This window comes from Paraburkholderia tuberum STM678, assembly GCF_902833905.1.
GTDB classification, from domain to species: domain Bacteria; phylum Pseudomonadota; class Gammaproteobacteria; order Burkholderiales; family Burkholderiaceae; genus Paraburkholderia; species Paraburkholderia tuberum.
This window is the reverse complement of record NZ_CADFGP010000037.1, coordinates 71,585-84,046: the sequence shown is the minus strand read 5'-3', so window position 1 is coordinate 84,046 and position 12,462 is coordinate 71,585. Positions and strand designations below refer to the sequence as shown.

Here is a 12,462-nt window from a genome sequence, read left to right as displayed (position 1 = left end):
CTGGTCGGTCTGCTGCTGTCAAATGGACCCGGAACGATTTCCGCGCAGGGTGCAAAAGGTGCGGTCTCTGCCGATGGTCCCGAAGACCCCGAGCGCGTCCAACTCAACAAGGCGTTAATCGGCTTCCTTACGCACAGTGGTTACACGCATGGCGGCAATGGATTTGAGGGAATTGCGTTTCTGCTAGACCAGTTCGCGCATAGCGGACTGACTGACCCGGGCAATCCTGCGCACGGGCTGGATTTGAAAGCACTAGCGATGACGTACGTCGAAAGTTACGCCAAATACAAATCGAGCAAGAAAACGAGCGGCAGCCTGGACATCCAGAAAATCCCTGGCGTGAATCATCCGGTGTTTAAGGATAAACCCGTCAATCACGACCCGCGTGAAATGTTCGTGCGGCAATTGTTCGCCGAGCGCGACGAATACAACATCTTCCACGACTTTTACAGGACGTTGGTCCAAAGCCTGTTCGACGCGGGGGTTTCGCGAAACGTTTACTGCGTCAACGTCGATGCGGTGATTGCCGCGTTACTGCTCAAGATGCTCTGGCAGCCGTATCGTGACGGAACGTATTCGCGCAACGCTTTGGAGACGGCCGCCTTTACCATCTTTCTTTATCCTCGCATGCTCGGTTGCGCGGCTGAAATCGATGACCATATGAACCGCGGAAGGAACATGGATACACGTACACCAGCGTCGGAGTGTCGTTTCGTTGCGTAGCGGAATGACCCGGAAGCGCACGAAGTCTTTCCGCGCTGCCGGGTTCATGCCCACAACTATCAGTTGTCTCCGCACGGGATTGGGGGTGCGAGTCGTGCACGCTTTTCCGAACAACCCGAGCCTATGTGGCGATTATTCGTTGGCCTTGCTCAACTACGACGCGTTTCGCTTCGCGAGGCTTCTCCTCTTTGGGTTGCGGTGATCATAGACGTTCGCTGTCTCGGAAGTGTGCTTTACCCGGACCTGAAACATGCGCGATACCGAACATATGGTTTAACGCGATCATTTAGCAATTTCATCAGTGACGTCTCCTGCAAGGCGGAACGAGCGCCCAAGGAAGACGCTGGATTACGAAACACCGGCTGAACGATTTCATCGAACTATTGCAACGACCGGTTGAATCCGCCCCCCTGTCAGCGGACACTGGTGCGCACTGATGTGCTGTTTCCTGGAATCGAGTGCGTGGTGTGGCGTGAGACGATGCGACCGGGAGCCCCCAGACGTCTGGGCGACGGTGCGGGCCAGCGATTTCTTTGCGAATTGGACATGTGCGAATTGCTTTCGGCTGGGCGCGGACGACCTTTCCTATCGATGGACTTGCTGCGGGCGCAACGAGGTGGCACGCGCGGAGCGCGAGTCGCAGTTGCAACAAATCGTTGAGGATCAAGCCCATGTCAACGAAGAGCGGGCACGGACAGGGCGCGCAGCGACGCATCCAGGTACTGATTGGCGCAATCGTATTCATTCTAGTTGTGACTGCCGGGTGGATCATTCACCAGACTCGGACGGTCGCACGCCAGACTTCCCTGGCGTTGGCGTCGGCCGCGACAACGGCGAACGACGCGGGAAATTATGACCGCGCAATGCGCTTCGCGATGCTGGCGATGGGCAACGGTTGGCTCTCGCCGGGATCGGCAAAAGCAGAGCTTGAGCTTATGCGTGGCGCGCAAGCATCAGTGCAGATTGCGTTGCTCGGCGGCGATCAGAATGCGGTTGATTCCGCCGTCTTCAGCCCGGACGGTAAGCGGGTGGTGACCGCGTCCTGGGATGGGACAGCGCGGGTGTGGGACCTGGCCACGGGTAAACAGATTGCGCAGCTCAGTGGCCATCAGAATCTTGTCTATTCTGCCGCCTTCAGCCCGGACGGCCAGCGGGTGGTGACTGCGTCCGCGGACAGGACCGCGCGGGTATGGGACGCGGCTACGGGCAAACAGATTGCGCAGCTCAGCGGGCATCAGGATCTGGTTTATTCCGCCGCCTTCAGCCCGCACGGCCGGCGCGTGGTGACTGCGTCCGCGGACAGGACCGCGCGGGTGTGGGACGCGGCTACGGGCAAACAGATTGCGCAGCTCAGCGGGCATCTGAAACCGGTTTTCTCCGCCGCCTTCAGCCCGGACGGCCGGCGCGTGGTGACCGCGTCCGCGGACAGGACAGCGCGGGTGTGGAATGCGGCGACCGGGCACGTGATCGCACAGCTCACCGGGCATCGGGAACCGGTAAGCTCCGCGGTCTTCAGCCCGGACGGCCGGCGCGTGGTGACCGCGTCCGATGACAAGACCGCACGGGTGTGGGATGCGTCGACCGGCCAGGTCATCGCGCAGCTCAGAGGGCATCGTGGACCGGTTTTCACCGCCGCCTTCAGCCCGGACGGCCAGCGCGTGGCGACAGCGTCCGATGACAACACCGCGCGGGTGTGGAACGCGGCGACCGGCCAGGCGATCGTGCAGCTCACTGGGCATCGCGGACCGGTGAGCGCCGCCGCCTTCAGCCCGGACGGCCAGCGCGTGGTGACCGTGTCCGATGACAAGACCGCGCGGGTGTGGGATGTGGCGACCGGCCAGGTGATCGTGCAGCTCACCGGACACGAGGGGCCGGTGAATTCCGCCGCCTTCAGCCCGGACGGTCAGCGGGTGGTGACTGCGTCCCGTGATAGGACCGCGCGCGCATGGGACGCGGCGATGGGCATCTTGCTGCTCAGAGGGCATCAAGGGTCAGTTATTTCCGCCGCCTTCAGCCCGGACGGCCAGCGGGTGGTGACCGCGTCCCGTGATCGGACCGCGCGGGTGTGGGACGCGGCCACCGGCAAACAGATCGCGCAGCTCAGCGGGCACCAGGATCTGGTTTATTCCGCCGCCTTCAGCCCGGACGGTCGGCGCGCGGTGACCGCGTCCGCGGATGGGACCGCGCGGGTGTGGGACGCGGCGACCGGCAAACAGATCTTGCTCCTCAGCGGTCATCAGGGCCCGGTTGATTCCGCCGCCTTCAGCCCGGACCGCCAGCGGTTGGTGACCGTGTCGTGGGATGGGACCGCGCGGGTGTGGGACGCGGCCACCGGCAAACAGATCTTGCTCCTCAGCGGTCATCAGGGCCCGGTTGATTCCGTCGCCTACAGCCCGGACGGCCAGCGGGTGGTGACCGCGTCCCGGGACGGGACCGCGCGGGTGTGGGACGCGAGCACGGGCAAACAGATCGCGCAGCTCAGCGGGCACCAGGATCTGGTTTATTCCGCCGCCTTCAGCCCGGACGGTCGGCGCGCGGTGACCGCGTCCGCGGATAGGACCGCGCGGGTGTGGGACGCGGCCACCGGCAAACAGATCGCCCAGCTCGGTGGGCATGAGGGACCGGTTTTCTCTGCCGCCTTCAGCCCGGACGGCCAGCGCGTGGTGACCGCGTCCGCGGACGGGACCGCGCGGGTGTGGGACGCGGCGAGCGGCGAGGTGATCGCGAAGCTCACCGGACATCAGGGACCGGTTTTCTCCGCCGCCTTCAGCCCGGACGGCCAGCGCGTGGTGACCGCGTCCGCGGACGGGACCGCGCGGGTGTGGGACGCGGCGAGCGGCGAGGTGATCGCGAAGCTCACCGGACATCAGGGACCGGTTTTCTCCGCCACCTTCAGCCCGGACGGCCAGCGGGTGGTAACTGCGTCCGCGGATCAGACCGCGCGGGTGTGGCCTATCCGATGGCTCATGCAGAAGCGAGGTCAGAGCCTGGCTAAAGCCGTGTGTAGGGAAAGGCTCGTGGGAGCAAACCTGCTCACAACCGATGATGAAGCTGCCCTTTCTCTCGTACGCGGGCGCCGGGGCGAAAACGTATGTGGATCGTAACTCGCCGACCGGTCGGAGCGAGCTGCAACGATACGTTTGGCCAGCGCGACCAATTGCTTTCCAATCTTCCTGACTAGCTCTCACATCGAAGTCCGCGGCCATGAGGTCCATCGCCTACTCGTAGGTCCGCTCATCCGGCGTTCATTGCGTTGCATCGACCGGTTGAATCAGCCCAATCTACGTCGGTCAGTCGCTGTTGCTGCTGAAGTCGTCGTACCGCGCCGAATGGGGGTTTCCGGGCGGCAGTATCCGGGACCCGAACTGCGGCTCGATAATCGCGAGATCGTCGCCGCGCATCTGGCGTCGCCGGAGGAGTTGCCTGGCTTCGCCGTGACAGGCGCGGTCGCTGTGTATCTCGGCAGGGATGTCTGCGGCTAGTCGAGCCGTTTTTTTTCCTGATCGTTCGAGTCCGCGTGACGCTGCGCGAGGCGCGGGCCTTCCAGGCATCGGGGTTACATCCCCACGGTTTTTAACGCTTCCTGATTCGCCAGCATGGCATCGATAAGAGCGCGAGCCTTGCGGTCGACGCACGTGAGAGCAACACTTTCCGACTCGTAGGTAACGGCATCGGCTAAGTCACCGGTGACGTGCTGTTTTCGTGTTCTTCTACGCAACGACCACGTGACGCGATATGTCAGCGCGATTCCAACGGACAAACGGGCCGTCCGCGGCTCCATGTGCGCTTCGATGACGAATCCGCGATAACGCCCGACAATGTGATGTTTCATTGATTGACTTCACCGTCTTTCGCCTTCATCGCTCGCCTCTCAATGCACGACGCCAAAGAACAAAATTGCGCCTTCGGCCGGCGTCAGGCCCGCCTTGAAGTAGCCTTCGAGCCGGTCGGCTGTCGCTTCATCGAGCGTGAAGGGCGGATGGACGTAGCCTACGGCGAATGCATGGTCGTACCAGTCGTTGAGCCAAGCGCGCAGCTCTATCACGTCCTGCGGCAGTGTGTTCGAAGCATCGTCGTGCATGTGCGTTTCCCCGGCTGGCTGAACGTTCAGGCCGCCATGCGGCCTATCCCCATTTCCGGACGGCGCTGGCCCGGCGGAAACACGTGCCATGCGCCGTCGGCATGGCGAAAGAAGAAGAGCGAAAACGCCCCGGTCGGCAGATCGATTTGAATGCACACCCGGCATGTTTCGCCCGAGCGCGAGCGGTTCAGCAGACGCACGCGCGCCCCTCGGCCCCCCGTCGGGCCAACGAGTTTTTCGACCTGAGAACGCAGCGATCTGTTGCCCGCCATGATTTTCCCCGCGATGCACGATGATTCGATCCTATGGCGATCGGTGCGTGCGTCCAATCGGCGCCGGCCGGAATGTCGTTTCAGGAATCACTGGTTTCAGCCGTCAGGACTTCCTGAACCGGAGCAGCATGTAGAACGGCATTTAAGGGTCCTTGCCCATCTGCGGGGGCTTTCGCCATGAATGACACTAAGGATTTCCTGACACGCGAATCAGGAAGTCACACCCTGATTTTCCAGCCTGCGCTGAATGCGACACACTTTCTGCTCGTAGATGATGAGCCATCGAAATGCAATGTCGAATTGATGCAACATGATCGGCTATCTATCGGAACGGGAAAACGTCATCGAGCAAATCGACGTGATATGTCTGCGACTGTTCGACACCTGGTGCGAGACGCGCAGCGTGACATCGCTTGCGTATTTGATGCACTGCTGGCCGCTGATAGACAGCACGACCAACGCGCTCAGGCGCCTGGGCGAAACCATGCGCGAGTTGCGGCGCAATCACGCGGACCAGATCGACGAGTATGATTTTCGCGCGCTGTGCGAGGTGGCCGACCTCATCGACGAACTGACCTTGCCGCGCACGGTCCGACTGATCGCGGTGGCGGCCGAGGTGCCGCACTAGCGAACGGCAACGCCGGCCAGGCGCGCAACTGCTTACAGGCACGCATGCGGCGGCTGTGAGGCCACGGGGCGCGCCGTTTCATCGGACGTTTGAAACCCGGAGCGGGCGTGATGGACCAGGCGCCGGCATCGAGTGCAGAATAGGACAAGTACAACGGCGGCACTCGCGGGGATATATGGCGCTCGACATTTTCGACGCATGGTGGAGCGGAATCCTGCAACCCGCTGAGCGGTATCTCGAAGGGAACACCGCATCATGAGCCATCTCGCCGCTCCGGTCGCGTATACGGGCACGATTCTGATCGTCGACGATACGCCGGGGAATCTCGGCGTGGTTGTCGACAGTCTCGAGGCGCGCGGCATTCGCGTGCTGGTGGCGCTCGACGGTATCGAAGCGTTGGAGCGCGCAGCCTTCTCGCAGCCCGATGTGATCCTGCTCGACGTGAAGATGCCGGGCATCGACGGCTTCGAGACCTGTCGGCGCCTCAAGCGCGATGAGCGCACGCGCGATATCGCCGTCATATTCATGACCTCGCTGATGGACAACGAGGACCGCGTCGAAGGCTTTCTGGTGGGCGGTGTCGATTATGTGACCAAGCCATTGCGCGTCGATGAGATGGTCGCGCGCGTTGGCGTGCACGTCGAGCTGCGGGTGATGCACAAGCAGGTTCTCGCGCAGAACCGGCAACTGCTGGCGGAAGTCGCCGTGCGCAAGGAAACGGAGGCCGCGCTATCGCAAGCGCGCGACGATCTGGAGCGACGTGTCGCATTGCGCACCGAAGAGCTGGCGCGCGCCAACGCCAACTTGCGGGCGCAGATCGACGAGCGGCGGCGCGCGGACGCGCGCCTGCAGGCAAGCGAGGCTCGCTTTCGCGCGATTGTCGAAACGAGTCCCGTGCCGCTATGCATCACCTCGATGCCGGATGGGCACATCCTGTACACGAACCCGCCGCTGCGCGAACTCTTCGGCATGGACGAAGGCTTGTCCGCCAATATCGCGGATTTCTACGCCGAGCGGGGCGAGCGCGAGCGTCTGATCGAACATCTGCGGACCAAGGGTGGCTTGCGCAACACGGAGATACAGTTCCGGCGCCAGGACGGTACCCGGTTCTGGGCGATGGCGACGGCGCGCGCCGCGACTTACGACGATTCTCCCGCGATCTATGTGGGCCTGAATGACATTACGGGGCGCAAGCAGATGGAACAGGAACTCGTCGAATCGCGCGAGCAGCAGCGCGAACTGTCCGCGTACATGGAGGCGATTCGCGAGGAGGAGAGAAAGCGCATTGCGATGGAAATTCACGACGAGCTGGGGCAATTGCTGACCGCGCTCAAGATGGACGTGTCTCTGCTCAAAATGCGCATCGCGCACGACGCGGAAGCGACAAAAAAAGCCGACGATATGCGCCAACTGGTCGAAGGCACGATCTCGATGGTGCGCAATGTCGCGAGCCACCTGCGGCCCGCGGCGCTTAACTTCGGCATCGTGTCTGCGCTCGAATGGCTTGTCGACGAGTTCAACCGCCGCAATGCGATTGCGTGTGAATTGCGCATCGAAGGCGGCGAACCCGCGCTGTCCGACGCCCATGCGACGGCCCTGTTCCGCATTGCCCAGGCTTCGCTGACAAACGTCGCGCGTCATGCCGCCGCCACACGTGTCGAGGTGACGCTTGTTTCGACGGCTTCACAGCTCTTGCTGCAGGTGCGTGACGACGGATGCGGCTTCGATCAGCAAGTGGTGAGTCGCAACTATTCATATGGCCTGCTCGGCATGAACGAGCGCGCGCGGCTGATCGGCGGATCGCTTTCGATCGACAGCTCGCCGGGCGCGGGCACCATGGTTTCGATTCATATTCCGCTCGATGGCGGAGCTCGAACATGATCAGGATACTCATTGCGGACGATCATGCGATAGTCCGTGGCGGACTCAGACAGATCATCGCGACCACGAGCGATATCGTCGTTGCGGCGGAAGCGGCGCAAGGAGCGGAAGTGATCGACAAGCTGCGCTCGTGCGCGCTCGATCTTCTATTGCTCGACATGACGATGCCCGGCATCAGCGGCGTCGCTCTGATCCGCAGGGTACGGGCGGAACATCCTTCGTTGCCGGTGCTGGTGCTGAGCATTCACGACGAGGCTCAGGTCGCGTCGCGCGCGCTGCGCGCGGGAGCAACGGGATATCTGACCAAGGACAGTGACCCGGAGGTGCTGCTCGCGGCAATCCGCAAGCTCGCGGACGGCGGCCGTTTCATCGATCCGAAGCTCGTCGATGCGATGGTGTTCGATACACAGCGCGGCGACGTCCCGCCGCATGAAGTACTGTCGGACCGCGAATTCCAGGTCCTGCAGATGCTCGCGGCAGGCAGGAGCATCAATGAAATTGCCCAGGCATGTGCCCTCAGCGCGAAAACGATCAGCACACACAAGATGCGGTTGATGCAGAAACTCGGGCTTTCCAACAACGCTGAGGTGATCCGGTACGCGATCCGGCACGGAATGATCGTCGAGTAGAAAACGAAGGATGATGCGGTGCAGGTTCTGAGGCGCGAATCACCGCGGTAGCCTCCTTTCCAGATATTGCTCGACGAAGCTGAGGATCGCCTTGGACCGGTAAGCCTTCGCCAACCGGCAAAGGTGGTCTGCGAAGGGTCGATAGCGCTCGTCGAGCTCGCTCAAGTGTCGGGCGTGTTGCACGATGGCACGCATGTCGCCGAGTCGCGCCAGGTAGTGCAGCGTTTCGATCTCCCCCTGCGGCGGTGCCATCAAGGGCGCGGTAAAAGGAGCGGCAGCGGGTACAGCCGTGTGGTCCGCGCCAGTGACTTGCGCCTTGCTCGCTTCGTCGATCCACTCGACATTCATGAGCGACGCGACATGGGACAATAGCCGGCCGAATTCGATCGGTTTGGCAAGAAAAGCGTTTGCGCCGGCCGCGAGACTGTGCGCCGCATCGGTCCCCGAGGCACTTGCGGAGACTGCGACGATGGGCAGATCCCGGAACTCGGGCATCTGGCGCAGGCAACGCGTGGCTTCGAGCCCGTCCATCCCGGGCATGACCACATCCATCAGGACCAGCGCAGGATGCAGGGTGCGGGTTTTCTCCAGAGCTTCGGATCCATTGCCAGCCTCCGCCATGTCGAATCCGAGCGGCCTCAGCATATCGACCATCACGGCACGGTTCTCCGCCACGTCATCCGCGACCAGGATAGCCTTGCGCGGCCCCTTGTAGCCGCTCACGATCCGTCCGGACGCGGCGACAGCCGCCGGGGGCGCCACCACCTGGACATCCAGTTCGATCGAGAAGACGCTGCCAATATCGCGGCGACTCTCGATATGGATCTCGCCGCCCATCAGGCGTACGAGTTGCCGGCTGATGGCGAGCCCGAGCCCCGTGCCGCCAAAGCGATGCCGGTCGGCGCTCACTTGCTCGAAAGGCCTGAAGATTTCCTCCAGGCGCCCTTCATCTATCCCAATGCCGGTGTCCTGCACTTTGAAACATAGTCGCGCGGGCGGCGTAAAAGCGACGCTCAGATGCACGCTCCCCTGCTCGGTAAATCTGATCGCATTGGAAAGCAGGTTGAGCAGCGCCTGACGCAGCCGTATTTCGTCCACCCGGAAAGCCGCGGGCAGATCGGGCGGCATGTCGCAATCGAAGGCCAGGCCCTTTTCCGTTGCCTTGACCCGCATCGTCTCGGCGACAAAGCAGACGAACTGTTCGAGCGGAACGTCGGAAAGATTGAGTTCCATTCTTCCAGCTTCGATCTTGGCTATATCCAGGATGTCGTCGATGAGCGTCAGCAGGTGTTCGCCGCTGCGCTGGATGACCGCGAGTCCGTCGATCTGTTGTTGATCGAGAGTCGTGTCGCGTGTGAGGATCTGAGCGTAACCAAGAATCGCGTTCAGCGGCGTACGCAGTTCGTGGCTCATGTGCGCGAGAAAATCGCTTTTTGCCTGGTTGGCCGTATCTGCATGTTCCTTGGCCACGGCGAGTTCCGCTGTCCGTTCGCGGATCATGTCTTCGAGGTGCTCGCGATAGCGCCGCAATTCCGCTTCGGCATGCTTGTGCTCCGTGATGTCGCGTGAGATGCCGAGCAGGAACTGCGGCACGCCGCGCACATCGGCGATCGGGATCTTCATCGTGTGCACCAGACGCACGCCATGTCGCGTATGAACCGGCTCTTCCTGTATGTCGATCATGTGATGCGACTCCAGCACGGCCCGATCCTTGAGCGCGAAGAATTCAGCCTCCTCCGCGGGAAACAGATCGTGGACGGACCGGCCGAGGAGCTCCTCGCGCCGGTAGCCGAGAAGTTGCTCCGCCGCCTTGTTGCAGCGCACGAAGCGCAAGGTCGCGGCCTCCTTGACGAAGATCGCGTCCGGGATGTTTTCGACGATGCTGTTAAGAAAGTTCTCGCTTTCCCGGACGGCATCTTCGGCGTGCTGACGTTCGGCGATCTCGGCCGCCTGACCCGCAAGCGCCGTACTGAGTTCGGCCGTGCGCTGTGCGACGCGCGCCTCGAGTCCGGCGTTGAGCTCCTTCAACGCATCCTCGGCCTGGCGGCGCCGGCGCCGGTCTTCAAGGAACTGCTCGACTGCGCGCGCCATATCGGCAATCTCGTCGCCGCCGTGCACGGGGACTCCGGCTTGCGTGCGTCCGGCATCGCCGTGCCGCAGAAAGTGACTGACGCGGCGCAGGCGCGCCACGACATGGCGCCCGAGGAATTCGCGGGCGATTAGCCAGGTGAGCAGCAGGCTCACCGCGACTCCACCCGCCACCCATTTGCGTGTGCGATCTGCGCGAACGGCCAGATCCTGGACTGCTTCGCGGTAGTCGCGCGTCAAATAATCGGACTGCCGTTGCGCCGCGACGGCCAGAGCCTCGGCCGCGCCGCGCAGGTCCTTGTCGAGGCTGGTCAGCGACACGCCCGGCCGCTGCCCATCCGCCGGCGCACCCCGGGGGCCGAGCGCGGTCTCGCGCACCTGCGCCTCGATGTTGGCGATGTTGCGAAAGCGTTGGCTCGACCGGTAAAGCGTCAGCGCGTCGACCCCTGGGTCGTCGCTTGCGCTCGCGGAGGCCAGGCGGTCAACCAGGCGGTCGAACGATGCCAGCTGTTCGAGCACATGCCGATGGGTCTCGCGCACGGCATCGATCGTATCGTCGCGAGACAACTGCAATGCGAGGCGTTCAATGGTCAGCGTGTGCTGTACCAGATCCTGCGCGTCCGCGAGGCGCGTGAGCCGCTCTTCGGCCAGCTGACGGATCGATTGGGCCGAACCGGTCAACGAGTAAATCGTCGTGGCTCCGACGACGACCACCAGCGCGGCCAGGCACGAAACAACGAGCGCAAATTGAGCGGTGAGCGATTGTGGGAAAGGCAGTTTCACGGTCGTTGCCAGATCTGACGATAAATGTCGCGATAGCCGTTGTCAGGGTCGTAGAGTAGACGATCGCCGCCGTCCGCGGCGACGTTGTCCGCCGTCACGAGATGCACCGGCGTCACGTAACCCGTGACGCCGACGCCCGCGAAAAGTCGGTTCATTTCGTCGACCAGTTGCCAGCCGTGCAGATTCAGGGGTTCGGCCACGGTGCCGGTCTGGAACGTGCCGGTGCGGATGCGCAGGAAGGCGGACTCGCTGCCGTCGCCAGCCGACAGCATGATCATTGCAGCGTTCGGCATTCCCGCCTGAGTCAACACCGGGGCGGCGTAGTCAAAGTAGATGTCGTTGATCGCCAGCGCACAGTTCCAGCGCGGGCCGTAACGCGCGAGCAGGGCGCGGGTCGTCCCCGGCACCAGTTCCCGGCTGCGCGAAATCGCCACGTCGCGCACTTCAAGCAGGGTACAGCCACTGCACGCGCGAACGACGGCAGCCATTTCATCCGCCTTGCCTTGCGCAATTCGGAAATTGGAATCGGTGAAGATGACGACGCCCGCATGCCCGCCGGACTGCACGATGGCCGCCAGCGCGGTCACGCGCGCGACCTCGAGCGGATCCGTCGACACGTTCATCGCCACGGGCGTGCCGGGCACCGGTCCGGCCCGGGCCGCGACATGCCAGCCGACGATCGGGATGTTGTTCTCGGCAAACGGCCGCAGTGCGGGGAGCAGCGCGCGTGCGTCGCCGCCGGCGAGGATCAGACCGTCGGGGTGGCTTGCCAGCGCATTCGCGAGCATCTTCAGACGCAGGTCGGCCGCACCCGCGGAATCGAAGATCCTCACGCGCCAGCCGATCACCTTGGCCGCCTCCAGCACACCATCGACCACACCGAGGATGCCGCCGTTGCGCAAATCCTCGGCGACGACCGCGATGTGTTTTCCAGATTGCGCGGGTGGCCCCTTGCGTGGCCCGTTCCAGGGTGCAGCGGGTCGCGAAGCGGCGTCGACCACTCGCCTGGCCAGGGCCAGGAAGTCCGTCGCGGCGAGCGGGGCTCCGGGCGCAGGGCCTGGCAATAAATCCTGCGCGGCGGCGGCCGACAGCACACACGCGCAAGCCAACGCCAGAAGGAAGCCCTTCATGCTGTTCCCCCCATGGGCTCCGTCGAGGTCGATTGGGGTTGCCCAAAGCCGCTCGCGGATGACCTTTTTAGCAGGATATTACAAGCCGATTCCCGCGTGTCATCGGTCATGCGCTGGCGCAGATTGGATCAAGCGTGGTCGGCACTCAACTGCAATGGTCTGATGGTCAGTGTTTGCCACGATTGCGCGATCAATCGTTCATCGATCGCAAGCCTTAGAGTTTCTCGACTGCAAGCAGGTACGACAG

Annotated in this window: 10 protein-coding genes and 1 pseudogene; 6 read left to right on the top strand and 5 right to left on the bottom strand. The window is 63.0% G+C overall.

Features of this window, described 5'->3' with window-relative positions:
* The 3 genes and pseudogenes from HWY30_RS27660 to HWY30_RS27650 form a co-directional block, all read left to right on the top strand.
* A partial coding sequence (locus tag HWY30_RS27660) for a citrate synthase family protein (protein WP_482052285.1) occupies positions 1-723 on the top strand: 723 nt, incomplete at its 5' end.
* Between the two features lie 671 nt (positions 724-1,394).
* A complete protein-coding gene (locus tag HWY30_RS27655) occupies positions 1,395-3,827 on the top strand; it encodes a WD40 repeat domain-containing protein (protein WP_244145032.1) in 2,433 nt (810 codons plus the stop codon).
* Between the two features lie 175 nt (positions 3,828-4,002).
* Positions 4,003-4,205, top strand: a pseudogene (locus HWY30_RS27650) (NUDIX hydrolase); the annotation flags it as partial.
* Between the two features lie 74 nt (positions 4,206-4,279).
* On the opposite strand, the gene HWY30_RS27645 reads toward HWY30_RS27650, so the two are convergent.
* The 3 genes from HWY30_RS27645 to HWY30_RS27635 are packed head-to-tail and all read right to left on the bottom strand — an operon-like array spanning position 4,280 to position 5,076.
* Positions 4,280-4,555, bottom strand: a complete 276-nt coding sequence (locus HWY30_RS27645) for a hypothetical protein (RefSeq protein WP_244145031.1) — start codon at positions 4,553-4,555, stop codon at positions 4,280-4,282.
* 39 nt (positions 4,556-4,594) lie between these two features.
* Complete coding sequence (locus tag HWY30_RS27640) at positions 4,595-4,804, bottom strand: hypothetical protein (protein WP_090811076.1); 210 nt, start codon at positions 4,802-4,804, stop codon at positions 4,595-4,597.
* A 26-nt stretch (positions 4,805-4,830) separates the two neighbouring features.
* Positions 4,831-5,076: a hypothetical protein gene (locus HWY30_RS27635; RefSeq protein WP_090811078.1), complete on the bottom strand. Its 246-nt coding sequence runs from the start codon at positions 5,074-5,076 to the stop codon at positions 4,831-4,833.
* A gap of 310 nt (positions 5,077-5,386) precedes the next feature.
* Here HWY30_RS27635 and HWY30_RS27630 point away from each other — a divergent pair, with 310 nt between their 5' ends.
* From HWY30_RS27630 to HWY30_RS27620, 3 genes are all read left to right on the top strand, one after another.
* Positions 5,387-5,704, top strand: coding sequence for a hypothetical protein (locus HWY30_RS27630; RefSeq protein WP_090811080.1), 318 nt, complete (start codon positions 5,387-5,389; stop codon positions 5,702-5,704).
* A 255-nt stretch (positions 5,705-5,959) separates the two neighbouring features.
* The gene (locus HWY30_RS27625; protein ID WP_090811081.1) at positions 5,960-7,585 is read left to right on the top strand and encodes a response regulator; all 1,626 of its coding nucleotides are present in this window, start codon (positions 5,960-5,962) and stop codon (positions 7,583-7,585) included.
* Positions 7,582-8,214 (top strand): response regulator, encoded by a 633-nt coding sequence (locus tag HWY30_RS27620; RefSeq protein ID WP_090811083.1) that lies wholly within the window; start codon positions 7,582-7,584, stop codon positions 8,212-8,214. The genes HWY30_RS27625 and HWY30_RS27620 overlap by 4 nt, the downstream gene beginning before the upstream one ends.
* Positions 8,215-8,253: 39 nt before the next feature.
* On the opposite strand, the gene HWY30_RS27615 is transcribed toward HWY30_RS27620, so the two are convergent.
* Positions 8,254-11,085, bottom strand: a complete 2,832-nt coding sequence (locus tag HWY30_RS27615) for an ATP-binding protein (RefSeq protein WP_090811084.1) — start codon at positions 11,083-11,085, stop codon at positions 8,254-8,256.
* Positions 11,082-12,215: a substrate-binding domain-containing protein gene (locus HWY30_RS27610; RefSeq protein ID WP_090811086.1), complete on the bottom strand. Its 1,134-nt coding sequence runs from the start codon at positions 12,213-12,215 to the stop codon at positions 11,082-11,084. Before HWY30_RS27610 ends, HWY30_RS27615 begins: the two co-directional genes overlap by 4 nt.
* Positions 12,216-12,462 lie beyond the last annotated feature (247 nt).